General features: G+C 63.4%; 25 protein-coding genes, 1 tRNA gene and 1 pseudogene. 10 read left to right on the top strand and 17 right to left on the bottom strand.

Annotated elements, in window-relative coordinates; translation table 11 throughout:
• Positions 1–14 precede the first annotated feature (14 nt).
• The gene (locus FJW07_RS24750; protein WP_140859130.1) at positions 15–935 is read left to right on the top strand and encodes an endonuclease/exonuclease/phosphatase family protein; all 921 of its coding nucleotides are present in this window, start codon (positions 15–17) and stop codon (positions 933–935) included.
• Complete coding sequence (locus FJW07_RS24745; RefSeq protein ID WP_140859129.1) at positions 932–1,777, top strand: EamA family transporter; 846 nt, start codon at positions 932–934, stop codon at positions 1,775–1,777. Before FJW07_RS24750 ends, FJW07_RS24745 begins: the two co-directional genes overlap by 4 nt.
• Before the next feature lie 90 nt (positions 1,778–1,867).
• Here FJW07_RS24745 and FJW07_RS24740 read toward each other — a convergent pair whose 3' ends face one another.
• The 14 genes from FJW07_RS24740 to FJW07_RS24670 all read right to left on the bottom strand — a co-directional run bounded on the left by FJW07_RS24740 (position 1,868) and on the right by FJW07_RS24670 (position 18,132).
• Positions 1,868–3,115, bottom strand: a complete 1,248-nt coding sequence (locus tag FJW07_RS24740; RefSeq protein WP_140859128.1) for an MFS transporter — start codon at positions 3,113–3,115, stop codon at positions 1,868–1,870.
• Positions 3,116–3,209: 94 nt separating this feature from the next.
• Positions 3,210–3,527, bottom strand: coding sequence for a Dabb family protein (locus FJW07_RS24735; RefSeq protein ID WP_140784356.1), 318 nt, complete (start codon positions 3,525–3,527; stop codon positions 3,210–3,212).
• Between the two features lie 10 nt (positions 3,528–3,537).
• Complete coding sequence (locus FJW07_RS24730; protein ID WP_140859127.1) at positions 3,538–5,166, bottom strand: choline dehydrogenase; 1,629 nt, start codon at positions 5,164–5,166, stop codon at positions 3,538–3,540.
• Positions 5,167–5,172: 6 nt separating this feature from the next.
• Positions 5,173–5,934, bottom strand: coding sequence for a 3-ketoacyl-ACP reductase (locus FJW07_RS24725; RefSeq protein WP_140859126.1), 762 nt, complete (start codon positions 5,932–5,934; stop codon positions 5,173–5,175).
• Positions 5,935–6,142: 208 nt separating this feature from the next.
• Complete coding sequence (locus FJW07_RS24720) at positions 6,143–7,645, bottom strand: GMC family oxidoreductase (RefSeq protein ID WP_140859125.1); 1,503 nt, start codon at positions 7,643–7,645, stop codon at positions 6,143–6,145.
• Positions 7,646–7,706: 61 nt separating this feature from the next.
• Positions 7,707–8,822: an ABC transporter ATP-binding protein gene (locus FJW07_RS24710; RefSeq protein WP_140859124.1), complete on the bottom strand. Its 1,116-nt coding sequence runs from the start codon at positions 8,820–8,822 to the stop codon at positions 7,707–7,709.
• Between the two features lie 23 nt (positions 8,823–8,845).
• Positions 8,846–9,790, bottom strand: a complete 945-nt coding sequence (locus tag FJW07_RS24705; RefSeq protein ID WP_140642314.1) for a carbohydrate ABC transporter permease — start codon at positions 9,788–9,790, stop codon at positions 8,846–8,848.
• Complete coding sequence (locus FJW07_RS24700; RefSeq protein ID WP_140642312.1) at positions 9,787–10,746, bottom strand: sugar ABC transporter permease; 960 nt, start codon at positions 10,744–10,746, stop codon at positions 9,787–9,789. The genes FJW07_RS24705 and FJW07_RS24700 overlap by 4 nt, the downstream gene beginning before the upstream one ends.
• 128 nt (positions 10,747–10,874) lie before the next feature.
• On the bottom strand, positions 10,875–12,128 hold the full coding sequence (locus tag FJW07_RS24695) for an ABC transporter substrate-binding protein (protein ID WP_140642310.1): 1,254 nt from the start codon (positions 12,126–12,128) through the stop codon (positions 10,875–10,877).
• Positions 12,129–12,186: 58 nt separating this feature from the next.
• Positions 12,187–13,698 carry an aldehyde dehydrogenase family protein gene (locus FJW07_RS24690; RefSeq protein ID WP_140859123.1) on the bottom strand — a complete coding sequence of 504 codons (1,512 nt, stop codon included), beginning with the start codon at positions 13,696–13,698 and terminating at the stop codon, positions 12,187–12,189.
• Positions 13,699–13,708: 10 nt separating this feature from the next.
• Positions 13,709–14,485 (bottom strand): enoyl-CoA hydratase/isomerase family protein, encoded by a 777-nt coding sequence (locus FJW07_RS24685; RefSeq protein ID WP_140859122.1) that lies wholly within the window; start codon positions 14,483–14,485, stop codon positions 13,709–13,711.
• Entirely contained in the window at positions 14,478–16,079 is a 1,602-nt protein-coding gene (locus tag FJW07_RS24680) for an acyl CoA:acetate/3-ketoacid CoA transferase (RefSeq protein WP_140859121.1), read from the bottom strand. Before FJW07_RS24680 ends, FJW07_RS24685 begins: the two co-directional genes overlap by 8 nt.
• Positions 16,076–17,092, bottom strand: a complete 1,017-nt coding sequence (locus tag FJW07_RS24675) for a Gfo/Idh/MocA family oxidoreductase (RefSeq protein ID WP_140859120.1) — start codon at positions 17,090–17,092, stop codon at positions 16,076–16,078. The genes FJW07_RS24680 and FJW07_RS24675 overlap by 4 nt, the downstream gene beginning before the upstream one ends.
• Positions 17,089–18,132 carry a LacI family DNA-binding transcriptional regulator gene (locus tag FJW07_RS24670; protein ID WP_140642298.1) on the bottom strand — a complete coding sequence of 348 codons (1,044 nt, stop codon included), beginning with the start codon at positions 18,130–18,132 and terminating at the stop codon, positions 17,089–17,091. The genes FJW07_RS24675 and FJW07_RS24670 overlap by 4 nt, the downstream gene beginning before the upstream one ends.
• Before the next feature lie 243 nt (positions 18,133–18,375).
• Here FJW07_RS24670 and FJW07_RS24665 point away from each other — a divergent pair, with 243 nt between their 5' ends.
• The 4 genes and pseudogenes from FJW07_RS24665 (at position 18,376) to FJW07_RS31800 (ending at position 21,014) form a co-directional block, all read left to right on the top strand.
• A complete protein-coding gene (locus FJW07_RS24665; protein WP_140859119.1) occupies positions 18,376–19,530 on the top strand; it encodes a dihydrodipicolinate synthase family protein in 1,155 nt (384 codons plus the stop codon).
• Positions 19,531–19,740: 210 nt separating this feature from the next.
• Positions 19,741–19,986, top strand: a pseudogene (locus FJW07_RS24660) (DUF1330 domain-containing protein); the annotation flags it as partial.
• 377 nt (positions 19,987–20,363) lie between these two features.
• Positions 20,364–20,777, top strand: coding sequence for a hypothetical protein (locus FJW07_RS24655; protein WP_140859117.1), 414 nt, complete (start codon positions 20,364–20,366; stop codon positions 20,775–20,777).
• A gap of 69 nt (positions 20,778–20,846) precedes the next feature.
• Positions 20,847–21,014 (top strand): hypothetical protein, encoded by a 168-nt coding sequence (locus FJW07_RS31800; RefSeq protein WP_181175468.1) that lies wholly within the window; start codon positions 20,847–20,849, stop codon positions 21,012–21,014.
• Positions 21,015–21,630: 616 nt separating this feature from the next.
• Here the strand turns inward: FJW07_RS31800 and FJW07_RS24650 are convergent.
• A tRNA-Val gene (locus FJW07_RS24650) sits at positions 21,631–21,705 on the bottom strand.
• A 127-nt stretch (positions 21,706–21,832) separates the two neighbouring features.
• A complete protein-coding gene (locus FJW07_RS24645; RefSeq protein ID WP_006199474.1) occupies positions 21,833–22,195 on the bottom strand; it encodes a response regulator in 363 nt (120 codons plus the stop codon).
• A 164-nt stretch (positions 22,196–22,359) separates the two neighbouring features.
• Between FJW07_RS24645 and FJW07_RS24640 the strand changes: the two genes are divergently transcribed.
• Positions 22,360–23,301, top strand: a complete 942-nt coding sequence (locus FJW07_RS24640; protein ID WP_140859116.1) for an N-formylglutamate amidohydrolase — start codon at positions 22,360–22,362, stop codon at positions 23,299–23,301.
• A gap of 356 nt (positions 23,302–23,657) precedes the next feature.
• Complete coding sequence (gene hisN, locus FJW07_RS24635; protein WP_140859115.1) at positions 23,658–24,431, top strand: histidinol-phosphatase; 774 nt, start codon at positions 23,658–23,660, stop codon at positions 24,429–24,431.
• A gap of 45 nt (positions 24,432–24,476) precedes the next feature.
• Here hisN and FJW07_RS24630 read toward each other — a convergent pair whose 3' ends face one another.
• A complete protein-coding gene (locus tag FJW07_RS24630; RefSeq protein WP_140642286.1) occupies positions 24,477–25,433 on the bottom strand; it encodes an alpha/beta hydrolase in 957 nt (318 codons plus the stop codon).
• A gap of 519 nt (positions 25,434–25,952) precedes the next feature.
• On the opposite strand from FJW07_RS24630, the gene FJW07_RS24625 reads away from it, so the two are divergent.
• Positions 25,953–26,420, top strand: coding sequence for an Hsp20 family protein (locus tag FJW07_RS24625; RefSeq protein ID WP_140642283.1), 468 nt, complete (start codon positions 25,953–25,955; stop codon positions 26,418–26,420).
• Between the two features lie 117 nt (positions 26,421–26,537).
• The coding region (locus tag FJW07_RS24620; protein WP_140859114.1) for a transposase at positions 26,538–26,842 on the top strand (305 nt) is incomplete at its 3' end.

The following is a 26,842-nucleotide window of genomic DNA, read 5'->3' as shown; positions in this document are numbered from 1 at the left end:
GAGCCGGTTAATCAATGAAGCTGATCAGCTACAACATCCAGTACGGCTATGGCAGCGACGGGCGCTACGATCTCAGCCGCTGCGCCAGGCTGGTGAACGGCGCCGACATCATCGCGCTGCAGGAGGTCGAGCGGCACTGGCAGCGCAGCAATGAGGACGACCAGCCCGAGATCCTGTCCAGCCTGCTGCCCGACTATTACTGGGCTTACGGCCCGGCCTTCGATATGGACGCCAGCGAGAGACGCGACGGCCGCGTCGTCAACCGCAGGCGGCAGTTCGGCACGATGGTGCTGTCGAAGCTGCCGATCGTCTGGTCGCGGCTGCACACGCTGCCGCTACGGCGCACGCTGAGGCCGCTCAACACCCGCAACGCGGCGCTGGAATGCATGATCCGCACGCCGGCGGGACCGGTGCGGGTGCTTTCCTTGCATCTGGCGCATATCGCGGCGGAGGAGCGGCTGGAGCAGATCGATTATCTTAATGCCGAGCATCGCCGCGCGCCGTCCGACGGCGGCCCTTGGAGCGGCGTCGACGACGAGCCGCGGCGCAACTGGACGAACGGCCAGACGGAACCGGAAAATCCGTTGGCGGCGATCTGGCTGGGCGACTTCAACATGGAGCCGGGCAGCGCCGAATACCGGCGTATTGTCGGTAGCACGCCCTACCATCGAGGCGCCGCTTACATCGACGGATTCGTCGATGCCGTAGCGGTCGCCGGCGAGTCCGGGCCGGACTTCCATACGCACGAAAAGATCATCGATGGCAGGCTGGCGAAACGACGGCTCGACCATTGTTTCGTCGGCGGCGGGTTGGCCGATCGCGTGCGTTCGGTAACCGCCGATATCGGCGAGGTGGCTTCCGACCATTTTCCGCTCAGGGTCGATATCGATCTGGAAACGCCTTTCGGCTCGACAAGGTCGATGAAACCGACATGACGCTGTTCGTCTTCCTGGCGGTGCTCTCGGCGGCGGCCATGCACGCGATCTGGAACGCGCTGGTCAAGGTGCATCTCGACCGCTTCCTGTCGATCACGCTGATGACGCTCGGCATGGGATTTGCGGCGCTGTTCGCACTGCCTTTCGTCGAGTTTCCGAGGGCCGAAGTGTGGCCCTACATCATCGCCTCGGTGATCTTCCACATGGGCTATCGCACCTTTCTGGTCGGCGCCTACAAGGCGGGCGATTTCGCCCAGACCTATCCGCTGGCGCGCGGCACCGCGCCGCTGCTCTCGGCGCTCGGCGGCATCGTCATGGTCGGCGAGGTCCCGGCGCCGTTCGCCATCGTCGGCATCGTGCTTCTGTCGGTAGGCACGCTGGTCATGTCGTTCCGGGGCGGGGCGCATCTGGAGAAGCTCAATTTGCGCGCGGTCGGCTTCGCGCTCGGCACATCGATCTTTATCGCCAGCTACACGCTCTCCGACGGCAGCGGCGCGCGGCTCGCGGCAACCGCGCAAAGCTATGCGGCCTGGCTGTTCGTCTGCGATGCGGCGTGGGCGCTCGTGCTGTGCATCGCCGTCCGTGGACCGCAGTCGCTTCCGGTGCTGGCACGCGACTGGAAAGCCGGCCTGTTCACCGGCGTGCTCAGCGGCGCGGCCTACTGGATCGTGATGTGGGCAATGACCAAGGCGCCGATCGCCTCGGTCGCGTCGCTGCGCGAGACCTCGATCCTGTTCGCCATGCTGATCTCGGTGCTGGCGCTGGGTGAAAAGATGACGGCCTGGCGCGCAGCCGCGGCGCTCGGCATCGTTGCCGGAGTCGCGGCGCTCAGGCTCGGATAGAGGGCGCCGTCTCGCGGAAACGGCGCCCTCTATCTCTTCGTTTTTAGCAATTGCGGACGGGCTGCGGCGAAGTCGCCGAGCCTGACCGTTTCACACTTTTTCCGGAATTGCTCCAACCTCATGGTCCAACACGGTCATCACCTGGCCGCGCTTCTCAGGGCTGAAGCGGATGACGATGATGATGCAGACCGCGACCACACCGGCGAAGAGCGCCAGCGCGTAGCCATAGCTGCTGCCGGGCGCCTCGGCGATGCCCGCCTGGTACGGGCCGCCATAGGATGCCGCCAGATTGCCGGCCTGGTAGATGAAGCCGGGCAAGGTCGCGCGCATGGCGCCTGGCGAGAGCTCGTTGAGATGCACCGGGATGACTCCCCAGGCGCCCTGAACCGCCACCTGCATGACGAAGGCGCCGACGGCCAGCATGAAGGGTGTCGTCGAATAGGCCCATAGAGGCAGTGCCGGCAACGCGATCAGGCAAGCGAGCGTAATGGCATTGACGCGGCCGATCTTCTCGGACAGCGCGCCGAAGGCCAGTCCGCCGACGATGGCGCCGATGTTGGCGACGATGGTGATCCAACTCACCGTATGCGGGTCGAAGCCATGCTGCTTCTTGAGGAAGGTCGGATAGAGATCCTGCGTGCCGTGGCTGAAGAAGTTGAAGAACATCATCAGCACCACGGCATAGAGCGCGATCCCCCAGTGCTTCCGCAGCGTTTCGAGCAATCCTGGCTTCACGCGCTGGCGGGCTTCGACGAAGGCTGGCGATTCCGGCACATGCGAGCGGATGAAGAGCACGATCAGCGCCGGTATGAAGCTCAGGAGGAACATGGCGCGCCAGCCGAAGGTGAAGTCGCCGATCTTCTGCCCGTAGAGCAGCCCGTAGACCACCGCGGCCAGCAGGTAGCCCGCCGGATAACCGCATTGCAGGATGCCCGAGACCATGCCGCGCGCGCTTGGCGGAATGGACTCCATGGCAAGCGAGCTGCCGAGGCCCCATTCGCCGCCCATGGCGATGCCGAACAGGGCGCGCAGCGCCAGGAATATGCCGAGATTGGGCGAGAAGGCGGCTAAAGCGCCGATCACCGAATAGCTGACGATGTTGAGCATCAGAATGGGCTTGCGACCATATCTGTCGGCAAGCATGCCGAAGAAGAACGCGCCGATGAAACGCGTCGCCAAGGTCAGGAACAGCGCTTTGGAGACCGCCGGCACGTCGGTCTGGAATTCCGTTGCAATATCGGTGAGCAGGAAAGTCAGAAGGAAGAAATCAAAAGCGTCGAGCGTCCAGCCGAGGAACGACGCGAGTACGGTTTTCTTCTGCTCGGTGGTGAGGTTCAAGGCGGTCCTCCTTTTGCATCCCCCAAAAGCAACGATATGTTCCAGGGCGGGTAAAAGAGAACCGGACAGCTGCCGGTTTTAAGCCGGCGAGCGGTCACATTTGCGTCACCTCGAGATCGATGACCATCAGCCCCTCGGTGCCGCCTTCGAGGGCGGCGACCAGACGGGCGCCGGCGCGCTGATGCGCTTCGTGCACCAGATAGGCGTCGCGCGCGGCGGCATTTTTAAAGTCGATGGTGAAGCCGTGGCTGAAGCCGCGCGCGAACGGCTCCGGGCTGACATTGGCGCTGAACTCCACCTTGCCCATGCCGTCGATGACGGCGCGCAGCGCTTCGAGATCGGCGTGGATCGCCGCCCGCTCGGTTTCAGGAACGTCATCGCGAAAGCGGACAAAGACGCAGTGACGGATCATTATCGGTGCCTCACGCCGCCTGGTTGCCCTTGAACACGGCCGGCGGCAGCGGCTCGCGGCCGAGAATGAGGTCGGCACCTTTTTCACCGACCATGATCGTCGGCGCATTGGTGTTGGAGGACGGCACGCGCGGCATCACCGATGCATCGCAGATCCGGAGACCTTCGATGCCGCGCAGCCTCAAGTCCGGCGTCACCACGGCCATCGCATCATGGCCCATGCGGCAGGTGCCGACGGGGTGATGATCGGTCTTGGAGGTGCGGCAGGCATAGTCGGTGAGGTCGGCATCGCTCTCTAGGTTTGGCCCGGGCAGCACCTCGCGAAATACGTAGGGGGCAAGCGCCTTCTGCCGCATGATCTCGCGCGCCAATCTAAGGCCCTTGATCGACATGTCGCGATCATAGGGATCGGACCAGTAGTTCGGATCGATGAGCGGATGATCGGCCGGGTCGGCGCTCTTCAGCCGCACCGTGCCGCGCGAGCGCGGACGCAGGAAGGCCGAGTTCAGCGTCACGCCAGGATTCTTCAGTTTTTCCACGCCGGCCTCGATGCCGGAGCCGAGGCCCAAATGGAACTGGATGTCGGGGGAGGCGGCCGTCGGGTCGGCGTACCAGAAGCCGCCGGTCTCGAACAGGCTCGAGGCGACCGGCCCCTTCTTGAGCAGCAGGTACTGCAGACCGGCCCATAGGGTGCGGTGCAGCTTGGCGTAATTGTCGTAGGTGTGGTCGCCGGTGCATTCGGCGATCACGAACAGGTCGAGATGGTCCTGCATGTTGGAGCCGACGCCGGGCAGGTCGTGAACGGGCCTGACGCCGACCGATTTCAAATGGTCGGCCGGGCCGATGCCCGACTGCATCAGGAGCTTGGGCGAGCCGATGGCGCCGGAGGAAACGATCACCTCGCGTTCGGCGCGCAGGATCGTCTTTTCGCCGCCAGGTCTGTCGACCACCTCGACACCGATGGCGCGGCCCTTCTCGACAACGACACGGGTGACCAGCACATCGGTCCTGACCGTCAGGTTCTTGCGGGCGCCGATCGGCTTCAGATAGGCGACGGAGGCGGATGACCGCCGCGCATTCTTTTGGGTCAGCTGATAGTAGCCGACGCCTTCCTGGGCAGCGCCGTTGAAGTCGGGATTGAAGGGGATGCCCATCTCCTGGCCGGCGCGAAAATAGGCCTCGCAGATCGGCAGCGGCGAGATTGGGTTCGAAACGCCGAGCGGGCCCTGGTCGCCATGGAAATCGTTGGCGAAGCGCTGGTTGTTCTCGGCGCGCTTGAAATAGGGCAGCACGTCGCGATAGCCCCAGCCGGCGAGGCCTTCCTCCTTCTCCCAGGCGTCGTAGTCGCGGGCATTGCCGCGCGTGTAGATCTGGGCGTTGATCGACGAGCCGCCGCCGACCACCTTGGCCTGTGTGTACCAGAAGACGCGGTCCTTCATGTGCTTCTGCGGCACGGTCGACCAGCCCCAGGAGGCGATGCCCTTGGTCATCTTGGCGAAGCCCGCCGGCATGTGGATATAGGGATGCCAGTCCTTGCCGCCGGCTTCGAGCAGCAGGACGGAATTCGACGGATCCTCGCTCAGCCGGTTGGCGAGAACGCAGCCGGCCGGACCAGCGCCAACAATGATGTAATCAGCCATTGTTCCTCACAAGCGTGGCACGGAGAGCGCGCCGTCGACATCGATGATCGATCCGGTCGAAAAGCCGAACTTTCCGGAGGCAAGCGCGGCCACGACGGCCCCGATATCGGCGGCTTCGCCCCAGCGTTTTGCCGGCACCAGGCCGTCCTCGATCAACGCGTCATATTTGGCGGAAACGCCCGCCGTCATATCGGTGCGGATGATGCCCGGCCGTACCTCGAACACGCCGATATTTTCGGATGCGAGCCGCAGCGCCAAGTTCTTCACCCACATGGATAGGCCGGCTTTCGAGACGCAGTAGTCGGCGCGCTCCGGCGAGGCCATGGCGGCGCTCACCGAAGTGATGGTGATGATCGATCGGACCGCATCCGAATGGGCTGCCAGCATGGCCTTGGCGACGGCCTGGCTGAGGAAGGCCGTGCCACGCAGATTGATGCCTAATGCGCGGTCGAAATTCTCCGGCTTCAGGTCCAGCAAGTCGCCGCGCATGACGGCTCCGATGCCGGCATTGTTGACCAGGCAGCCGATGTGGCCGAAGGCTTTGGTCGCAGCATCAACGAGTGCAGCATGGCCTGCGAGATCAGCGATGTCGCAGCGATGGTAGGCAAACTTCGCGCCGCGCTTGGTGATGTTGGAGGCCAGATTGACATCGGGCTTCTCGGCAAGGTCGGCGATCAGAATGTCGAAGCCGGCGTCGGCCAATGCCTCGGCACAAGCGAGCCCAATTCCACGCGCGCCGCCGGTGATAATGGCCGCCGGGCGGGTCATTGGAGACTAGCCTTGCGAATGTCAGCGCTGCCCCTCATCGCCCTGCCGGGCACTTCTCCCCGTATAGTGACGGGGAGAAGGATGCTGTCGCCGGCGCTTTCGCCAATCGCCAGCGCTGCAGAATGAGTGCCGGCGTTGCGGCCAGCCCTCTTCTCCCCGTTTACGGGAAGAAGGTGCCGGCAGGCGGATGAGGGGCGGCGCCGACCGATCATGAAGAAAGCTCCGTCTGGCGGATATGGTCGGCGACGCGCAGCGCCTGCGCCGCGATCGACAGCGCCGGATTGACGGCGGCCGATGTCGGCAGGAAGCCGCCGTCGACGACGTAGAGGTTCTGGTGGTCCCAGGCGCGGCAGAGCGGATCGAGCGGCGAGGTGGCTGGCTCGTTGCCCATCTTCACCGTGCCGCACTGATGCGAGGGCGTGCGCTTGTCGAAGGGGCGCGACAGCACGATCGGATAGCCGCAGGCGCGAAGGTTCTCGCGCATCACCTTGGACAGGCCTTCCAGCGACTGCATGTTGGAGCGCCGCCACTGCATGACGATCTCCTTGCCGTCGACCATGATGCGGCTTTCCGGATCGGGAAGGTCCTCGCACATCAGGTACCAGTCGACGGCGTGGCCGGCCATGTAGTCGAGCGCGAATTTCGGCATCGTCTTCACATTGGCCTTGAGCATGTTGCCGTCGATCTTGCCGAGCAGTTGCACATTGCCGAGCGGCTTGCCGCCCTTGCCGTCGGACAGATAGTAGTCGTTGAGCATCAGCGTCTTCTGGTAGACGCTATCGTTGCGGCGGCGCGGATCGATCGCCAGCATCGCGCTCGAATTGTGGTTCATGAAATTGCGCCCGACCTGGTCGGAGCTGTTGGCGAGGCCTTTACCGTTGGCCGAAGGCGAGCGCAGCAGGATGGCGGCCGAGTTGATCGCGCCGGCGGAGAGGATCGCCAGCTTCGGCGACAGCGTCTTTTGCGCACCGTTCTGGGTATAGTGGATGGCGGCGATCGACTTGCCGTCCGGCGCGGTTTCGAGCCAGTCGACATAGGCGCCGGTTTCGAGCCGGATGTTCGGATCCTTCAGCGCTTCGGTCAGCGGACCGGTCTGCGCGTCGATCTTGCCCTGGCCGGTGTTGGGAAATGCGTCCCAGCCCGTCTTGCCGTCTTTCAGCCAGGCCTCGATGTCGACGCCGAGCGGCAGCGATGCCGGATGCAGTCCGAGGCTCTTCAACTCGGCGCGGGCGCGCGCGATCGGCGGCTCGTCCGGCACCGGCTGGAAGGCGTAGGGGATCGAATGGAACGGCTCGGTCGGATCCTCGCCGAGCGTGCCGCGCACGCGAAAAAGCTGCTCGGCCTTGGAGTACCAGGGCTCGAATTCATCGTAGGAAAACGGCCAGGCCGGCGAGACGCCGCCGAAATGCTCGAGCTCGGCAAAATCCTCCTTGCGGTAGCGGATCAGGACCGCGCCGAAGAACTTCGAATTGCCGCCGACATAGTAGTAGTTGCCGGGGTTGAAGGCAGCGCCGCCAGCCTCGCGCCACATCTCCTTCGGCCGGTAGTGCTCGTCGACGAAGATGGAACGCGTCGAGCGCGCATGCGGCGTCGCGGGCAGCGGTTCGCCGCGCTCCAGGATCAGGATCGAGGCGCCGCTGCCGGCCAAGCCGGAGGCGATCGTGGCGCCGCCGATGCCGGAGCCGATGATGACGATATCCGGATTTTTCATAGATCTTTGTTTTGCTGCATGTCGTTGCCCCAAAACCGGACCCACTTTTGGGCGACAGGCATCAGAGGATGCGCTTCTCGGTCGCGGGGTCGAAGAACACCGCCTTGCTGAGGTTGAAGGCTAAAGGCGTGCTGGTGCCGGGCTGGATCCTGGCATCGGCCCGCAGCCGCGCCACGACGCCCTTGCCGCCCAGATTGGTGACGGCGAAAGTGTCCGATCCCGCTGGCTCCACCACTTCGATATGGCAGTCGGCGGTGGCGATGTTCGAACCGTTGCGCTCGGCGCCTTCCGGGTCGGTCAGCGCCTCGGGGCGCACGCCGAAGATCACCTGCTTGTCCTTAAAGGCCGCAAGACCGGTGGGTGCGCCCGGCATCGGCAGCACGATCGGCTGGCGCGCGTCGCGGTCCAGCACCACCGACAGCCCGCTGCCATTAGCGTCGATTTTGGCCGGGATCAGGTTCATCGCCGGCGAACCCATGAAGTCGGCGACGAAGATGTTGGTCGGGTTGTTGTAGATTTCGGCCGGCGTGCCGAATTGCTGCACCTCGCCGTCGCGCATGACGGCGATCTTGGTCGCCAGCGTCATCGCCTCGATCTGGTCGTGCGTGACATAGACGATGGTCGTGCCGGTCGTGGCGTGCAGGCGCTTGATCTCGATGCGCATGTCGACGCGCAGCTTGGCGTCGAGATTGGAGAGCGGCTCGTCGAACAGGAAGAGTTTCGGGTCGCGCACCAGCGCGCGGCCCATGGCGACGCGCTGGCGCTGGCCACCGGAAAGCTGGCTGGGCTTGCGGTTGAGCAGGTGGCCGATCTGCAGAACCTTGGCCACCTTGTCGATCGCAGCCTGGCGCTCCGTCACCGGCACGCCGCGCATCTCCATGCCGAAAGCGATGTTGCCGGCCACCGTCATGTTCGGATAGAGCGCGTAGCTCTGGAACACCATGGCGATGTCGCGCTTCGAGGGATGCAGGTCGTTGATGGCGCGGCCGTCGACGCGGATCTCACCCTCGGTGATCTGCTCCAGGCCGGCGATGGTGTTGAGCAGCGTGGACTTGCCGCAGCCGGACGGGCCGACCAGCACGAGGAAGCCGCCCTTTTCGAGCTCGACATTGATGCCCTTCAGGATCTCGACATTCCCGAAGCGCTTCTTCAGCCCATCAATTTCAAGAAAAGCCATGATCGTTCCTTCAGAAAATAGGGTCAGCCCTTGACCGCGCCCGCCATCAGCCCGCGCACGAAATAGCGGCCGGCGACGACATAGACGATCAGGGTGGGGAGCGCGGCAATCATCGCCGCCGCCATGTTGACGTTGTATTCGACGACGCCGGTCGAAGTGTTGACGACATTGTTCAGCGCCACCGTCATCGGCATCACGTCGCCGGACCCGGCATAGGCGGAGGCGAACAGGAAGTCATTCCAGATGTTGGTGAACTGGTAGATCACCGTCACAACGATGATCGGCAGCGAATTGGGCAGCATGATGCGCCGAAATATCTGGAAGAAGGAGGCGCCGTCGACCTGTGCCGCCTTGATCAACTCGGTTGGGAAGGCCTCGTAGTAGTTGCGAAAGAAGAGCGTGGTGAAGCCGAGGCCGTAGACCACGTGGACGAAGACGAGATTGACGGTCGAATTGCCGAGGCCGAAATTAAAGCCGGTGGCGTTCTGCAGGGTGACACCGAAGCGGCCAAGGCTGCCCAGAATCGTCGCCATCGGCAACAGCACCGACTGGAATGGAATGAAGCAGGCGAACAGCATCATGGCGAAGACCAGGGTGTGGCCGCGGAAGCGCCATTTGGTCAGCACATAACCGTTGAGTGCGCCAAGCAGCGTCGAGATCAGCACCGCCGGCACGACCATCTTGATGGAGTTCCAGAAGTAGCCCTTCATGCCGACGCAAGTCAGGCCCGAGCAAACTTCGCTCCATGCCTTTATCCATGGTGCGAAGGTCGGCGCATGCGGCAGCGACAGCATGTTGCCGTTCTGGATCTCGTCCATGGTCTTGAACGAGGTGACTAGCATGACGAAGAGCGGCATCAAATAGAAGATCGCGAACAGAGCGAGCAGCCCGTAGATCACGATGCGGTTGAACGTTCTGGCACGGACGCCGCTTGTGGCCTGGCGGGCGGGTGAAGTGACGGCGCTCATCGCGACTTCTCCCTGAGCTCGGAGTAGAGGTACGGAACGATGATGGCCGTGATGGTCATCAGCATGATCACCGCGCTTGCCGAGCCGACCGCCATTTCGTTGCGCTTGAAGGTGAACTCATACATGAAGTTGGAGGGCAGCCAGGCCGAGCCGCCGGGGCCGCCGCTGGTCAGCGCCACCACCAAGTCATAGGACTTGATGGCGAGGTGCGCGAGCACGATGAAGGCCGACAGGAAGACGGGCCGCAGCAGCGGAATGACGATGCGGCGGTAGAGCTGGAAGGTGGATGCGCCGTCGATCTGCGCCGCCTTCATGATCTCGCCATCGATGCCGCGAAGCCCGGCCAGGAACATCGCCATGACGAAGCCGGAAGCCTGCCAGACGCCGGCGATCACCACCGTGTAGATGACGAAATCCTTGTTCTTGATCCAGTCGAAATGGAAGCTCGTCCAGCCCCATTGATGCAGCGTCTGCTCCAGCCCGAGGCCAGGGTCGAGGAACCACTTCCAGGCGACGCCGGTGACGATGAAGGAGAGCGCCATCGGGTAGAGGTAGATCGGCCTCAAGACACCTTCGCCGCGGATCTTCTGGTCGAGCAGAATGGCCAGGAACAGGCCGAGCGCCAGGCAGATTCCGATATAAAGGAAGCCGAAGATGCCCATATTGGTGATCGAGGTGTACCAGCTCGACGGCGGGTCGCTCTCGAAGGTCCAGCGCCATAGCCGCTGATAGGCGCGGGGGCCGGTGATGGCATAGGACGGGAAGGTCTTGGAATTGGTGAAGGACAGATAGATCGTCCACAGGATGAAGCCGTAGACGAAGACGATCGTCGCCGCGAAGCTTGGCGCCAACACGATCTTCGGCAGCAGGTCCTGCAGCCGCGAACGGACCGACGCGCCAGGTCGGGCGTCGTGCTCCGGTGTCAGCTTGATCTGGGTTTCGGCAACTGTGCTCATCGGCTTGTCCAGTACCGGTTTGTCACGGGACCGACCGGCGCGAACCGCGCCAGCCCGAGCAATCCCGGACCTTGCTTCGGTAGGAGACCTCCCCCGCCAGGGCAGGGGAGGCTCAGTTCAAGGCACGCTTACTTTGCGTCGTCGATCGCCTTGACCAGCTCGGTCACGGCTTCGTCGGAGGTCTTGATCTGACCATGGACGAACTTCGACACGACATCCTTGTAGGCGTTGGCGACGGCCGGCGGGGCGCCGTAGCCCTGCGCCAGCGAGCCGAACAACGTGCCGCCTTCATTGGCCTTCTTCAGGTCGGCGATGCCCTTCTTGCCGCAAGCGTCGAAGTCGGTGTCCGGCACGTCGGTGCGGGCCGGGACAGAACCCTTCACCACGTTGAAGGCCGACTGGAAGCTCTTCGACAGGGTGGCAGTGGCCAGAGCGACCTGGGCGGCCTTGCGGTCGTCCGGAACGTTGAACATGCCGAACATGTCGGAGTTGTAGATCACCGAGCCGTCGGTGCCCGGGAACCGATAGCAGAGGAAGTCGGTGCCCGGGGTCTTGTTGGCGGCGTGGAACTCGCCCTTGGCCCAGTCGCCCATGACCTGAACCAGCGCGTCGCCCTTGATTACCATGGCGGTGGCGAGGTTCCAGTCGCGGCCCGAGAAGTTCGGGTCGACATAGGTGACCAGCTTGGCGAGGTTGTCGAACGACTTCTTCATCGTGTCGGACTTGAGCGACTCTTCATCGAGGTCGTTCATCGCCTTCTTGTAGAACTCCGGACCGCCGGTCGACAGCACGACGGAGTCGAACATGGTGGCTTCCTGCCAGTTCTGGCCGCCGAGTGCCAGCGGGGTGACGCCGGCCGCCTTGGCCTTGTCGAGCAGGGCCACGAAGTCGTCGAATGTCTTCGGCTCGGTGCCGCCGATCTTGTCCATCACCGCCTTGTTGATCCACAGCCAGTTGACCGAGTGGACGTTGACCGGAGCCGCGACCCATTTGCCGTCATAGACGGAGAACTTCTGCAGGGCGGCCGGAACCGACTTGTCCCAGCCTTCCTTCTTGGCGGTCTCGGTCAGGTCGCCCATGACGCCGGCGGCGGCATAGTCGAGCACGGTGTAGCCGAGCATCTGCGATGCGGTCGGATAGTTGCCGGCCGCGACCATCGCCTTCAGCGCGGTCATGGCGGCGTCGCCGCCGCCGCCGGCCACCGGCACGTCCTTCCAGGCATAGCCTTCCTTGGCCAGATCCTGCTTCAGCACGTTCAGAGCAGCCGCTTCGCCGCCCGACGTCCACCAATGCAGCATCTGCACTTCCTTGACGTCCGCGGCATGCGCCGAGAACGCAAAGCTCGTCGCAAGAGCCGTTCCGATAAGCAGTTTGCGCAACATGTACTACCTCCCTTGTTGCATACACATAACCGGCGGGTGTCCGCCGGGGTCTCCCAACTCAGCCGACCCACCACCCGGTGCGCTGGCCGCGATGAAACTGGATGGTCTTTTCCTCGGTATAGTCCTCGACTGCGCGCTTGCCGAGTTCGCGTCCCAGACCGGACTGCTTGTAGCCGCCGAAGGGCAGTTCGGGATAACCTTCCATGAACGTATTCACCCAAACCGTCCCCGAACGCACACCGCGCGCCACCGACATGCACGTGTCGACGCCGGCGCTCCACACCCCTGCAGACAAACCATAGGGCGTGTTGTTGGCAATGTGCAATGCCTTTTCAATCGTTTCAAAAGTGAGCACGGACAGCACCGGCCCGAACACTTCCTCGCGCGCGATCGCCATATCCTCTGTAACGTTACGGATGATGGTCGGATCGAGATATTGGCCGGCATTGGATGCAAGCCGGGCGCCGCCGGTGAAAACGTTGCCGCCGTGGGTTTTCGCCGCCGTTACATAGCCGGCTACCTTTTCCACATGATCGGCCGAGATCATCGCGCCGACCTTGGTGCGGTCGTCGAGCGGATCGCCGACGCGGACCTTCTGGGACAGCGCCTTGACCGCGTTGAGGAAGTCGTCGGCAATCGCCTCATGCACGATCAGGCGGCTGCCGGCATTGCAGCATTCGCCGGCGTTGAAGAAGCCGCCGAACACCGCGGCATCCGCCGCGGCTTCGAGGTCGGCGTCGGGGAAGACGATCTGGCCATTCTTGCCGCCGAGCTCCATCGAGACCTTCTTCAAGGAATCGGAAGCGGCGGCCATGGTCATCTTGCCGACACGGGTCGAGCCGGTGAAGGATACCATCTCGACCAGCGGATGGCTGACCATCGGCGCGCCGACATCGGCGCCGAAGCCGGCAAGGATGTTGACGACGCCTGCAGGAAGCCCTGCCTCGAGCAGGATGTCGCCGAGCACGAAGGTCGAGGCCGACGTCATCTCGCTCGGCTTCACCACCGCCGTGCAGCCGGCGGCGAGCGCGAAGGGCAGCTTCTGGCTGACGATCAGGAAAGGGAAATTCCACGGCGTGATGATCGAGACGACGCCGATCGGCTCGCGCAGCACGACGCCCAGCATATCGTCGCCGAGATTGGCGTAGCTTTCGCCATGCAGCGTGCGGGCGAGCGAGGCGGCATAGCGCCAGATGTCGATCGCGCCGCCGATCTCGCCGCGCGCCTGGGCGATCGGCTTGCCGGATTCCAGCGCATCGAGGCGGGCGATCTCTTCCAGCCGAGTCTCGATCAGGTCGGCCGTCTTCAGCAGAACCGCCGCGCGTTCCGATGCTTTCATGCGCGGCCACGGGCCGGTTTCGAACGCCTTGTGCGCCGCCTGAACCGCAGCCTCGACGTCCGCTGCGCCTGCTTGCGCATAGCGGGACACGACAAAGCCATGGCCGGGGCTGGCGCGCTCGATCGCGCGGCCATCGCGCGCTTCGATATGCTTGCCGTCAATCAGGAGCTTGTAGGTCTTGGGCGCCTGGGACGCCTCGGCCGGCATGGCAATGTTGAGCGGTGCGTTCATCGTCTCTTCTCTAGGATCTCGAAAAGGCCGGTTTCTGCTTGGCCTTGAAGGCGCTAACGCCGGTTTTCAGGTCGGCGGTGAGCGCTATGAAACCACTGGCCAGCGCCTCGGTCGCGGCGGCGTTTTCCTCGCCCTCGGCAATGCCGATCATCAGCTTGGCGGCCTCGGTTGCCAGCGGCCCGCGCTCGGCGATTTTTTCTCCCCAAGCTTTCGCTTCGTCGAACGCCTTGCCGGTTTCTACGACACGGTCTACGACGCCGAGCGCAAGCGCGTCAGAGGCCAGCAAAATCTCGCCACCCAGCGCCATGCGCCGCACCACTTGCGCGCCAAAGCGGCGCACGGCGCGCTGCGTGCCGGACCAACCGGGCACGACGCCGATGGAGGTTTCCGGGAAGCCCAGCTTCACCTGGGTTTCGGCGACGCGGAAATCGCAGGCCGCCGCCAGTTCCAGCCCGCCGCCCAGCGCATGGCCGGACAGCACCGCGATGGACGGCTGCCGCAGGCGCGCCAGCCGGTCGAAGACGCGGTGGCCGTAGCGGACCCATTGCACCTGGAAATCGGCCGCGCTCATCGTCCCCCAGGCCTCGACGTCGCCGCCGGCGCAAAAGCCCTTGCCATCGCCACCGATGAGCACGGCGCGAACGCCCTCGGCCAGTTCCGCTTCGTCAAGCGCTGCTTCGAGCGCACGCAGCATCGGGATGTCGAGCGCGTTGAATTTATCCGGCCGCCGCAGTGTGATGATGCCGACGGCGCCGTTCTGTTCGAAGGTGACGAGATGCTCAGCCATGCGCACCTCCGAGCGAAGCGCCGCCATTGAGCGACAGGCCGATCGGCCGGTCCTGATAGAGCGCCGCAGGCGTGACCTTGAGGTCGTTGGCGACGGCGAGCGGGATCTCGGCCTGCGCCAGCACGTCGCGCTCGAGGTCGATGCCGGGCGCCAACTCCGTCACCATCAGGCCGTCGGGGGTCAGCTTCATCACGCAGCGTTCGGTGACATAGGTGATGTCCTGGCCTTGCGCGACGGCGCGTTTTCCGGAGAAGGAGATGTGCTCGACCTCCTCGACAACCTTCTTGACCTTGCCTTCCTGGTCGATGCGGATCGCACCATTGGCCAGCGAGAGCTTGGCGCCGGCATTGAAGAAGCCGGAAAAGACGATCTTCTTCGCCCGCGCCGTGATGTCGACGAAGCCGCCGGCGCCAGCGGTGACATGCGGCCTTGCCGAAAGCTTCGAGACGTTGACCGAGCCGTGGCGGTCGATCTGCAGGAAGGAGAGCAGCGAGGCGTCGAAGCCGCCGGCCTGGAAGTAGATGAACTGGTGCGGCGAAGGCATAATCGCCTCGGCGTTGGAGGCGCAGCCGAACTTGAAGTCGAGCAGCGGCACGCCGCCGACCGCGCCCTGCTCGATCACCCAGGTGACCTTGCCGTGCTGGCCTTCTTCGAGAAGGATGCGCGGCACGTTGGCCGAGATGCCGAAGCCGATGTTGACCGCCATGCCGTCGCGCAATTCCATGGCGACGCGGCGCGCGATCACCTTCTGCACGTTCATCTCGGCGTTGCGGAAGCTCGACAGCGGTCGGAAGATTTCGCCCGAGATCGCCGGATCGTAAGGGGTCTGCGTCGTCTGCAGCTGGTCGGGCGCAATGACGATATGGTCGACCAGAACGCCCGGCACGCGCACGTCATGCGGCTTCAGCGTGCCGTTCTCGACCACGCGCTTGACCTGCGCGATGACGATGCCGCCATTGTTGCGGGCCGCCAGCGCCTGCTCCAGGCCGCCGAGATAGGCGCCCTCATGCTCGTAGGTCAGGTTGCCGCGTTCGTCGGCCGTGGTGGCGCGAATGATCGAGATGTTGGGAACGATAGCGCGGAAATAGAGCCATTCCTCGCCGTCGAATTGCTTAACCGAGACGATCGGCTCGCTGGCCGCCGCATTCATGGCGCAGCCCTGGTGACGTGGATCGGCAAACGTGTCGAGGCCGACCTTGGTCAGCACGCCCGGGCGCTTGGCGGCGGCCTCGCGATGCATGTCGAAGAGGATGCCGGAGGGCACGTTGTAGGCGGCGACGGAATTGTCGCCGATCATCTTCCAGATCCGCGGCGGCTCGGCGGAGGAGGGGCCGGACGGATAGGAGCCGCAAAGCGTGCGTTTCAACAGACCCGGCTTGGCGAGATGGTCGATGCCCTTGATGCCGTACATGTCGCCGGCGGCGATCGGGTGCAGCGTGGTGATCGCCTTCGGATGGCCCTCCGCGTCGAAACGCTCGCCGATCGCGGCAAGCACGGCGTCCGGGCAGCCAAGGCCGCTCGACGACGACACCGAGACGATCATGCCGTCCTTGATCAGGCTGGCGGCCTGGGCCGCGGAAACAACCTTGCTCAATTTCCGCTCCCGAGTTTCGGATCGATCGAAACAGTCTTGCCGGTCTTCGCCGACTGCAAAGCCGCTTCGGCGGAGGCCAGCGACCAGATGCCGTCCTCGCCGGTGGCCGAAGGCTGGCCTTCGCCGCGGATCGCGGCATGGAACTGGCGCAGCGAGCGGGCGTAGAGGTCCTCGCGGTCGAAGCTCAATTCTTCTTCGCCCTTGGCCGTGCGCAGCAGCACCGAGCCGACCGGCTTCTGTGTCATCACATTGGTGGCGATCAGGGAGCCTTCCGAGCCATGCACCTCGAAGCCGGTGCCGGCGAATTTTGTCGTGAAGCCTTCATGCGACTGCGCGATGACACCCGACTTGAAGCGCCAGATGCACATGGCACCGTCCTCCAGGCCGCCGCCGGCCATGCCTGCCGACTGCGTGAAGGCCGAAATTTCGACAGGATCGTCGCCGAGCACGAAGCGCAGCGTGTCGGCATCATGCACGGTGATGTCGAGCACCACGCCGCCGCCGGCCTCGGGTTTGGCGATGCGCCAGCCCTGCAGGTTCTCCGGCAGGTAGACGGAGTGGAAGACGCGCGCCGCGACCGGTTTGCCGATACGACCGGCGGCAATCGCCTCGCGCATGGCGCGATGGGCGCCGGCGTTGCGCAAATGGTGGTTGGTGCCGAAGACGATGCCGGCGGCCTTGGCTGCCGCAACCATCTTGCGGGCATCGGCGCTGGTCAGCGCCAGCGGCTTTTCGCACAGCACATGCTTGCCGGCCTTGATTGCGGCAAGACCCTGCTCGAGATGCAGTTCGTTGGTGGTCGAGATATAGACGGCGTCGATGTCGGCGTCGAGCAGCGCGTCGAGGGTCGAGACGGCGGTCGGAATGCCGTTCTCGCCGGCATAGGTCTTGGCGCGCTCGGGATTCGAGCTCATCACGGCGGCGACCTCGCCATCGACCTGCGCGCGGATGGCGTCGATCACGAACTGTCTGGCGATCGTGCTCGCGCCGATCAATCCCCATCGCACGCTCATGCCGCGTCTCCCACCTGGCTGTTGCGTTCCGGGCCGCTGCTTTCCCGCACAACCAGGCTGACGGCGCCGATATGGTCCTCGGCGCGCGTGGTGCGCGACTGAATCATCTTCAGCATGACGTGGGCCGCGCGTTCGCCGAGACCCGCTGTGTCGACGGCAACGCTGGTCAGCGCCGGACTGTAGTGCTCGGCCTCGGCGACGTCGTCGAAGCCGACGACGGCAAAGTCCGCTCCTGCTTCCAGATTGCGACGACGCAGCGCCAGCATGGCGCCGAAGGCGACCGCGTCGTTGAAGCAGAGTGCCGCAGTTGGCGGTTCGGCCGCGGCGAGCGCCGTCTCCAGGCAGGCCATGCCTCCCTTGCGGCTGGTCTCGCCCTCGACGATCAGCCGGTCGGAGGCCGGAATGCCGATCGTTTCGCAAGCCTCGAGGAAGCCGCCCAGGCGCTCGTGATAGACGACGAGATCGGACGAGCCGCCGAAGAACGCCAGGCGGCGATGGCCCTTGCGGATCAGATGCTCGGTGGCAAGCACCGCGCCGCGATGATTGTCCGGCGCGATCACCGGGATGCGGCTGTCGGGCAGGCGGCGCATGGCAAAGACGATCGGCACTCCGGCCGTCTCGATGCGGCGGAAGGCGCCCGGCGTGGTGCCGCGCGCCGGCGAGACGATCAGTCCGGCGACACCCTGCTCCATCAGCGATTTCAGCACCTCTTCCTGGCGCACCGGGTTTTCCGCCGTGTTGGCAATGAAGGGGACGACGCCCGCCGCCTGGAAGACGCGCTCCATGCCAACGGCAAGCTCGGCGAAGAACGGGTTGGTGAGATCGTTGATCACCATGCCGATGACGTTGGAATGGGCCTTGCGCAGATTGGCGGCGCCGCGGTTGTAGACATAGCCGACATCCTCGATCGCCTTGCGCACCTTGGTCGCGGTTTCAGGCCGGATCAGCCCGCTGCCCTGCAGCACGAGCGACACCGTCGATTTGGACACGCCGGCCTCGCGGGCGATGTCCAGGATCGTTGCCTTGGCCCGGCTGGCCATCCTCGTCCCGTCCTCCGTGTTTTTTGAACGAATTTATTGGAACGTTCTAATCATCGTTCGAAATCAGAGTCAATTGCGATTCCGATAAGATTCAAAAAATTGATTGGAGCGGTTCAAAATCTCAATGAATGCAAGGATTATCCTCTAGAGACACGATGCTTCACCGGCTGGGGCGCCTTGAATCATAAAGGTTCTTGATTTATTGGAACGTTCCATTTATAGCGGCCGCAACGGGAGAGTTCCATGGACATCATCTTGCCTGCGGCAAACCGCGGCCGGGTCAGCTACCGGCTCGTCGGCAAACCGGTCGAACCGAGCATGGGCGCGCGATTTTCACGCATCGCCTATGCCGCCGCCCATGTCGTTGCCGATCCCATCGCCATGACCAATCCCTGGTCTCGGCCAGCGGTCGACTGGGACAGGACGATGGCGTTTCGCCATCATCTGTGGCGGCTCGGCTTCCGCATCGCCGAGGCCATGGACACGTCCCAGCGCGGCATGGGTTTCGACTGGGCGAGCGCGAAGGAACTGATCCGACGCTCGATCGCGGAGGCTAAAACGGTGCCGGGCGCCGACCTCGCATCGGGGGCGGGGACAGATCATCTGGCGCCGGCTGCGGCCAAGACGGTCGACGACGTCATCCGCGCCTATGAAGACCAGTTCGCCTTCATCGAAGGCGAGGGCGGCAAGGCGATCATGATGGCGAGCCGCGCTCTGGCGGCGGTGGCCAAGGGGCCTGACGATTATGCCCGCGTCTACGACCGTATGCTCTCCCAGGCGTCCGGCAAGGTCATCCTGCATTGGCTGGGCGACATGTTCGATCCAGCGCTTAAGGGCTACTGGGGCAGCAACGATTTCGACGCGGCGCTCGACACGGTCGTCGCCATCATCGAGCGGCATGCGGGCAAGGTCGAGGGCATCAAGATATCGCTGCTCGATGCGCAGAAGGAAGTGCTGCTGCGCGACCGGCTGCCCGGCGGGGTGGTGATGTTCACCGGCGACGATTTCAATTATCCGGAACTGATCGCCGGCGACGGCAGGAAACACTCGCACGCGCTGCTCGGCATCTTCGACGCCATCGCGCCGGTGGCAAATGCCGCGCTGGCGAAGCTGGCAGACGGTGACAAGGCTCGTTACGACGCGCTGATGGCGCCGACCGTGCCGCTGTCGCGCAAGATCTTCGAGGCGCCGACCGAATACTACAAGGCCGGCATCGTCTTCATGGCATGGCTGAACGGGCACCAGGACCATTTCACCATGATCGGCGGCATGCAGTCGGCGCGCGGCATATGCCATTACGCGGAGGTCTTCCGGCTCTCCGACCAGGCCGGCCTGCTGGCAGACCCCGATCTTGCGACCGCCAGGATGAAGACCCTGCTGGCGATGTCGGGCATCTGAGCCCATCCCCCGCGCGGGGGATTTGCGTTCCGCCGATAAATCGTATTCGCTTGCCGAATTCAGGATGAGCGCGGCAATGCGGCGATCGCGGCGGCTGCCAAGATCGGCGATCGATCCGAACGAGACGCGTTCAATCGGCGAGTTCATGGTGTAGGCCGGCAATCATCAGGGAGCGGTTCAGCGTAAAGGGATACTGGCTCAGACCAGGAGGCGCAGGCCGAGTACAGCCGCCTCTGGATGCCGATCGGCGAAAAATACCAGGCACGAACCAACACGACAAAGCAGCCGCCTCTGCTCGTCGAGGCGCGCGATGCCAAGCGCATGGTCCTTGTGGAATTTCCGTCGCTGGAGATCGCCAAGGCCTGTTACGCGGACCCGGACTATGAGGAAGCCATGCGCTTCGCGCTCAAGGCGTCGAACCGCGTGCTCGTGATGTTCGAAGGAGATCTCGAGTAGTTGTGCCGCCGGAGTGTTCTCCGCCAGATGGCTTGACTAAGTTATTCGGAAGGCGTGACAAGGATTGAACTTGTGACCCCTGCAATGTCAATGCAGTTCGTTCTCTGATTTCATTGCGAAATGAGCCCTAAATGAACGTGAACAGAGCAAAAACATTCGAAATATCTGTGCCGTTCCTGTGCCAGAGAGTGCGATCTTCCCTGTGTGTCAGCCAAAGGAAAAGGTGCCGTTTCGGCGGGCCGGCAAAATATGATACTCAATCGAGCGGTTATCGAATTCTTCGCCAATAACGGTCATTTGATAGCACGACACATGGTGTTTTGCCGGGGCGCCTCTAGAACACTCGGGATATCTACTTCAACGAAGGGGCAACAAAGATGGGCTACCGCGTTACTGCTGTTGGGATCGCGCTTATTTTTTTGGGACTTGGCGGAGGCCAGGCCGCCGCATGGGGGAACTCGAAAACCCTCGAAAGGACAGCGCTTTCGGGGAAGGAAATCAAAGTCTACGACGGAGCTAGCGTTAACCCCGACTGCTCGAACGCGGGCCCGGTCGATCTGAAGGCGGTTTCCGGACCGAGTCACGGGAAAATCTCCATCGTCAACGCGAAGACGTTTCCTCACTTCACCAAAAGCAACATTCGATGGAAATGCAATTTCCGTAAGGTGGACGGCATAAAGGTGCTGTACCAGTCCATGTCAGGGTTCAAAGGCCATGACCAGATCGCCCTGTCGGTACACACATACGATGGCGCATCCTACAGCATCACGATCAACGTGAAGGTTGAGTAGCGCAATTCGCGTTCCCTCGGAGGGCACCACGGCCACCACCCGCCCGTTCACCATCGCCGCGGACGCACCTTGAACGCTATCGATCCCGTCTCAACCTACATCGCCGCCATCGGCGCCGTGATGCTCGCCATCGCAGTTTGGCGCTACCGGCAGCGCGATTATGATCGGGATGGCAGCAAACGCTCTCATGGCCGTGCTGCTCTTGCCGCCTTAGTTCAGACGAGCCCTGTCATATGATTGAGCAACATTGCGCAAGCCGCGTATCCGGCCAACGAAACCAGTGGAAAGGCATAGAAATCTATATCAATGCATGGATGCTAATTTAGCCTTCTCTTTGGCCGACTCACCCTTACCGAGTCGGTTAGGCCCGGCGGTTCAACCCAACGCAAACCCCAACGCGGAACTGTCGGGCCGCTCTATGGGGAAGGCGTGCAGCTCTTGCGCTGCTCCGACGCGCTGGCGCCCTTCGTTGCCGACAAGGCGCCCAGGCTGAATTAGCTGGCCAGACATACGATACCCGGCCTGCGGGAAGTCGGGGGACTAGGGCAGACAGGCCGGGCCCTTACCCCGGATTGCTGCGCGGGGCAGGCGAATATTATGCGCCAATTGGCAGGTTTCTGCATCAATGATTTTAGTGACAACTAATGAAATTAGGCCGCGCAACAGAAATCCCGCCGACAGAGGCCTACGGGCTGTTCAGCGAGGGGAATCCATCGCAGCACGGCTGCGTGCACTTTCACAAATATTAAGACGCCGCCTGCTCACGTCGCCACCGGGCGCGACCAGTGGCTGCAATGCTCCTAGCCGGTGTGCTCGGGGTCTAGTGGCGGAGATCGGCGAAGTTATTGGAGGATGGTGGGCGTGACAAGGATTGAACTTGTGACCCCTGCAATGTCAATGCAGTGCTCTCCCGCTGAGCTACACGCCCATCCGAAGCCGCGCATACACCACTTTTGATCCGGCGCGTCAATAGCGGGAATGTGGAAAGACGGCTTCCGTTTGTCGCATCGGCGAAGCGCCTGCCGATGGGGCCTCAATGCGAACCAGAAGACGGCTCAGGCCGCCTGCAGCATCTTCTCGACCTCGTTGACGAGATCGCGCAGATGGAAGGGCTTCGACAGCACCTTGGCGTCCTTGGGTGCCTTGGAATCGGGATTGAGCGCGACCGCGGCAAAGCCGGTGATGAACATCACCTTGAGGTCCGGATCGATCTCGGTGGCGCGGCGGGCGAGCTCGATGCCATCCATCTCCGGCATGACGATGTCGGTCAGGAGCAGCGAAAAAGGTTCCTCGCGCAGCCGCTCATAGGCACTGGCGCCATTGTCGAAATCGCTTACCTGGTAGCCGGCGCGCTCCAGCGCCTTGACGAGGAAGCGGCGCATATCGTCATCGTCTTCCGCCAGCAGAATGCGTGCCATCATATCCCGTCCGAATCACCCGCCCCAAGCCTGCCGCCGGGCAAGACCGTTAACCATCCTGTATATGCGGTCGCGCCGGTAAACATCAAGTGAATGAAGGGCATCCGACATCCAGCTCGAGGCGCGGTTTCACCGCCTGAAATGCTGGACATGCCGGGCGCAAGATGGCAATTTCATGCCATGATGCAGTGCTGTTTCCTGGTTCGTACAAATTGAAGACGGCAGCCGAGGATTTTTCGGTCATTCCACCCTTCGAAATCCGATCGGGCGCCGAACAGCGCGTGCCTTTCCTGTACAATTCACCGCATAGCGGCCGCCACTATCCGGAGCGGTTCCTGGCCATGGCGCGGCTCGACCGCAACGCCATTCGCCGGTCGGAGGACTGCTATGTCGAGGAGCTCTTCGGCGGCGCCGTGGCGCTCGGCGCGCCGTTGCTGGCCGCCAATTTTCCGCGTGCGTATCTCGACGTCAACCGCGAGCCTTGGGAACTCGATCCGCGCATGTTCGCGGAGCCAGTGCCGTCCTTCTGCAACATCCGCTCGGCGCGTGTCGCCGGCGGGCTCGGCACGGTGCCGAAACTGGTCGGCGAGGGGCTCGATATCTATCCTGGCCGGTTGCCGCTGGCCGAGGCGGTGGGACGCGTCGAAGCGGTGTACAAACCCTATCACGAGACGCTTAAGCGGCTCCTGACCAGGACGCATGCCAGGTTCGGCTATGCCGTGCTTATCGATTGCCATTCGATGCCGGCCTCAATCCGCGTCGGCGACAATGGTGTGCGGCCCGACTTCATCATCGGCGACCGGTTCGGCATTTCGGCATCGCCGGCGCTCACCGAGATGGCCATCAGCCTGCTTGTCGGCATGGGCTACACGGTCGCGCACAACAAGCCCTATGCCGGAGGCTTCATCACCGAGCATTATGGCAGGCCGGCAAGGCATCTGCATGCGCTGCAGATCGAGGTCAATCGCGGGCTTTACATGGACGAGCGGACGTTCCAGAAATCGGCCGGCTTCGACGCTTTGGCCTGCAACCTGACCCGCTTCTCGGCCGATTTGATGTCGATGCCCGACCATCATTTCGTCGATTTGCCGCTCGCGGCGGAATGACGGCGCGGTCGGCGCGCCGAGTTCTTATAAACGCAATTCCGGACGGAAAACCGCTTCACACTTTTCCTGGAATTGCTCGAAAAAAAGACCGCATCGTTTTCACGACACGGTCGAAGTCTAGGGAGGAAACGCCCAAGGAGGGCATGGACAGGAAAACCTGTCCGATGACAAAATTATTGTGCGCCGCACAAATGTCAATCGACAGCAGGCTTTTTTAATTCAATATGATGTGGAAATTCCGCTTCGGCGGCTCAGATGTGACATTCGGGCAACAGAAAACGGGCATCTGGCCGGTCTTCAGCGCGCCTGTTCCGTGAGAAAGAGCGGCTGGCAAAGGCCGGGATGGGGAGAGCGACTTGGATATCAGCACCGATTTCATGCGGCGCATCGCGCATGCCGCCGCCGCCGAAACCTTGCCGCGCTTCCGCAGCCAGGGGGCGGTCACCAACAAGCTTGCGGGAAGCTTCGATCCGGTGACGGAGGCCGATCGCGAGGCGGAGCGCGCGATCCGGGCGCTGATTTCGGCCGAATATCCCGAGCACGGCATTCTCGGCGAGGAACATGGCAGCCAGAACCTCACCAGCCGGCATGTCTGGGTGATCGACCCGATCGACGGCACCCGCGCCTTCATTTCCGGGGTCCCGGTGTGGGGAACGCTGGTCGGGTTCACCGTCGACGGCGACGCGGTCGCCGGCATGATGTCGCAACCTTTCACCGGCGAGCTGTTCTACGCCAATGCTTCCGGCTCGCACTACGAGGGACCGGGCGGCCCGCGCAGGCTCGCGACCCGCAAGACGACCGACCTTGCGCAAGCGACGCTGTTCACGACCACGCCGGCCCTGTTCAAGGGCGATGCGCGCAAGCGTTACGACCAGTTCGAGACAAAGGTGCAACTCGCCCGCTACGGCACCGACTGCTACGCCTTCGCCATGCTGGCCGCGGGCAGCATCGACATCGTCGCCGACCCGGGCCTGAAGCCCTACGACATCGTGGCGCTGATCCCGATCATCGAGAAGGCCGGCGGCGTCATCACCACTTTCGAAGGCGGACCGGCGGAAAAGGGCGGCGACGTATTGGCAGCGGCGACGCCCGAGCTTCACGCGGCGGCGATGGCGGCGCTGCGCGGCTGATGCGCCCAGCGGCAAGGGCTGGTCGCCGCAGGATTTCGATCGCGCTCAGGGAGCGTCGCCGGTGCCCGGAATGAAGGCGTCGAAAGCGGCGAGGAGCTGCTCGCGGTAGATGTCCTTCTCCTGCAGGATTTCGTGCTCGGCGCCATCGATCATCAACAGCGAGCCGACGCGCAGTTTCCTGGCATAGGCTTCCACCGCCCTGGTCGAGACCACCCGATCGGCGCCGGCGGCGACGATCAGCATCGGCACCTTCACCCTGGCCATGAAATCCGGATCGCTGACGGCTTCCGCGGCGGCAGCGGCGGCCTTCAGCCAGCGGATCGTCGGGCCGCCGAGCGCGAGCTGCGGCCAGGCCTCGTAGATCCCGACATTGCGTCGGTAGCGCCCGGGATCCGAGGTCACCTTGTTCATTTCGAAAGGCGGCGGCACTTTCGGCCGCGGACCGAGCGCGGCATAGAGCCAGCCGAGACCCAGCGCGCAGAAGACCGCGCAGACGCGCCGCACCGTGCTTATCGAAACCGGCAGGTCGGGCACCGCGAGGAAGGGCGTCAGCAGCACCATGCGGCGCACGCGGTTGACCATCGATGGCGAGGCAAGCAGCGCAATCACCGCGCCCGTGGAGTGGGCGAGGATGTAGTAAGGGCCGCGGCAGTCAGGCAGCACGATCTCCTCGAAGAATTGCTCGAGGTCGCGCGTATAGTCGCGAAAGCTGCGGACATAGCCGCGCTGGCGGTCGCGCAGCAGGCGGCTGGAATCGCCTTGGCCGCGCCAGTCGAGGACAGCGACGCTGAAGCCGCGATCGGCGAGATCGCGAATGGTCTCGAAATATTTCTCGATGCATTCGTTGCGCCCGGTCAGCAGAACCACCGTGCCCTGCAGCGGGCGGCTGACAGCGGCAAAGACGCCGTAGCGGATCTTCTTGCCGTCGCGCGTGATGAAGAAGCCGCCTGCGGCATTCTGCGGCGCGGGATTGTCCTCTGTGTGATGGAAAAGATCCGTCATTCGGCGCGTCGATGGTTGCTGTTTTGCCCGGACGGGCGAGGCGTCGGCATGGTGATAGACGGCCAGGCGGCAAAAGCAAAGGCGTTGCGAGGATTTACGCGGCTGCCAGCGCAGGGGGAAGGCCGGAAGTGCCTGCGGCGCACTTCCGGCCTCTGTCGATCCGGGAGGAAGGGACGTTGCACCCGGTTCGGCCTCGTCGCGGCGCAGGGAAAAAGGCGCCGCTTGTCTCTGTGTCTTGACGCAATTCCGGACGGAAAACCGCTTCACACTTCTCCTGGAATTGCTCGAACGTGACCAAAGCCTAGCGCTGCATGACTGAACGGATGCCGAAGCGGTGGTTCATCCACCGTTCATGAACGTGGCCGCATTGCGACCGCGAAGAAAACCTTGAAATGGCTTTTTGAGCTTCCCAAATGAAGGTTGTGGCCGCCGATGTCGGGGCCGCTGGCCCATACGGAACGCCTTTCGAGGGTTTCGCACCGGTCACACGCAAACCATGTTGCTCAAAGGAGAACACCTATGCGTCACGTTGATTTTTCCCCGCTTTATCGTTCGACTGTCGGCTTCGACCGGCTGTTCACCATGCTCGACTCGCTCGGCCAGCCCGAGACCGCGCAGACCTACCCGCCCTATAATATCGAGCGCACCGGCGAGAACGCTTATCGCATCTCGATGGCCGTTGCCGGCTTCTCCGAAGACGAGATCTCGATCGAGGCGCACCGCAACGTGCTGACCGTCAAGGGCGAGCGCAAGGAAGAGAACAACGGCGAGGGTTCGGAGCTGCTTTATCGCGGCATCGCCTCCCGCTCCTTCGAGCGCCGCTTCCAGCTGGCCGATCACGTCGAAGTGGAAGGCGCCACGCTGAAGAACGGCCTGCTCTTCGTCGACCTCAAGCGTAACATTCCCGAGGAGCTGAAGCCGCGCAAGATCGCGATTACCCAGTCTTCGGACAAGGCCAAGCAGATCGAGGCCAAGGCCGCCGCGTAATCCGCGGGCTCCATCGCAGACGACGTCTCCCTCCCGAGACGGAAGCGGCGCTGAGAGGCGCCGCCAGACTGCTGACAAACCTCTGGCATTTGCCGGGGGTTTTTGATTCACTGGGTCATGTTGAAGCGACCCGCCCCCGAACAGACCGCGCTTGAGATGGTGACGTTGGATCAGCTGGTTCCGGCTGACCACCTGTTGCGCAAGATTGATCGCGCGATTGACTTCTCCTTCATCCACGATCTGACGGCGCCGCTCTACTGCGCCGACAATGGCCGACCGCCGCTCGATCCGACCTTGATGTTCAAGGCGCTGTTCATCGGCTACCTGTTCGGGGTGCGCTCGGAGCGGCAGCTGGTGCGCGAGATCGAGGTCAACGTCGCCTACCGCTGGTTCCTGCGGCTGAAGCTGACGGACAAGGTGTT

The sequence above is a fragment of the Mesorhizobium sp. B3-1-9 genome, from assembly GCF_006439595.1.
Lineage (GTDB): Bacteria > Pseudomonadota > Alphaproteobacteria > Rhizobiales > Rhizobiaceae > Mesorhizobium.
The sequence above is the reverse complement of the archived record's forward strand: the minus strand, read 5'-3'. Positions and strand labels throughout refer to the sequence as shown.

What these genes read in the sequence shown, in the direction of transcription:
- FJW07_RS24630 (WP_140642286.1), bottom strand. Translation starts at nt 25,433, where the DNA reads ATGACGGATCTTTTCCATCACACAGAGGACAATCCCGCGCCGCAGAAT.
- FJW07_RS24710 (WP_140859124.1), bottom strand. Translation starts at nt 8,822, where the DNA reads ATGGCTTTTCTTGAAATTGATGGGCTGAAGAAGCGCTTCGGGAATGTC.
- FJW07_RS24640 (WP_140859116.1), top strand. Translation starts at nt 22,360, where the DNA reads ATGGCAATTTCATGCCATGATGCAGTGCTGTTTCCTGGTTCGTACAAA.
- FJW07_RS24705 (WP_140642314.1), bottom strand. Translation starts at nt 9,790, where the DNA reads ATGAGCGCCGTCACTTCACCCGCCCGCCAGGCCACAAGCGGCGTCCGT.
- FJW07_RS24750 (WP_140859130.1), top strand. Translation starts at nt 15, where the DNA reads ATGAAGCTGATCAGCTACAACATCCAGTACGGCTATGGCAGCGACGGG.
- FJW07_RS24695 (WP_140642310.1), bottom strand. Translation starts at nt 12,128, where the DNA reads ATGTTGCGCAAACTGCTTATCGGAACGGCTCTTGCGACGAGCTTTGCG.
- FJW07_RS24685 (WP_140859122.1), bottom strand. Translation starts at nt 14,485, where the DNA reads ATGGCTGAGCATCTCGTCACCTTCGAACAGAACGGCGCCGTCGGCATC.
- FJW07_RS24725 (WP_140859126.1), bottom strand. Translation starts at nt 5,934, where the DNA reads ATGACCCGCCCGGCGGCCATTATCACCGGCGGCGCGCGTGGAATTGGG.
- FJW07_RS24690 (WP_140859123.1), bottom strand. Translation starts at nt 13,698, where the DNA reads ATGAACGCACCGCTCAACATTGCCATGCCGGCCGAGGCGTCCCAGGCG.
- FJW07_RS24745 (WP_140859129.1), top strand. Translation starts at nt 932, where the DNA reads ATGACGCTGTTCGTCTTCCTGGCGGTGCTCTCGGCGGCGGCCATGCAC.
- FJW07_RS24665 (WP_140859119.1), top strand. Translation starts at nt 18,376, where the DNA reads ATGGACATCATCTTGCCTGCGGCAAACCGCGGCCGGGTCAGCTACCGG.
- FJW07_RS24720 (WP_140859125.1), bottom strand. Translation starts at nt 7,645, where the DNA reads ATGAAAAATCCGGATATCGTCATCATCGGCTCCGGCATCGGCGGCGCC.
- FJW07_RS24700 (WP_140642312.1), bottom strand. Translation starts at nt 10,746, where the DNA reads ATGAGCACAGTTGCCGAAACCCAGATCAAGCTGACACCGGAGCACGAC.
- FJW07_RS24655 (WP_140859117.1), top strand. Translation starts at nt 20,364, where the DNA reads ATGGGCTACCGCGTTACTGCTGTTGGGATCGCGCTTATTTTTTTGGGA.
- FJW07_RS24730 (WP_140859127.1), bottom strand. Translation starts at nt 5,166, where the DNA reads ATGGCTGATTACATCATTGTTGGCGCTGGTCCGGCCGGCTGCGTTCTC.
- FJW07_RS24625 (WP_140642283.1), top strand. Translation starts at nt 25,953, where the DNA reads ATGCGTCACGTTGATTTTTCCCCGCTTTATCGTTCGACTGTCGGCTTC.
- FJW07_RS24675 (WP_140859120.1), bottom strand. Translation starts at nt 17,092, where the DNA reads ATGAGCGTGCGATGGGGATTGATCGGCGCGAGCACGATCGCCAGACAG.
- FJW07_RS24645 (WP_006199474.1), bottom strand. Translation starts at nt 22,195, where the DNA reads ATGGCACGCATTCTGCTGGCGGAAGACGATGACGATATGCGCCGCTTC.
- FJW07_RS24670 (WP_140642298.1), bottom strand. Translation starts at nt 18,132, where the DNA reads ATGGCCAGCCGGGCCAAGGCAACGATCCTGGACATCGCCCGCGAGGCC.
- FJW07_RS24735 (WP_140784356.1), bottom strand. Translation starts at nt 3,527, where the DNA reads ATGATCCGTCACTGCGTCTTTGTCCGCTTTCGCGATGACGTTCCTGAA.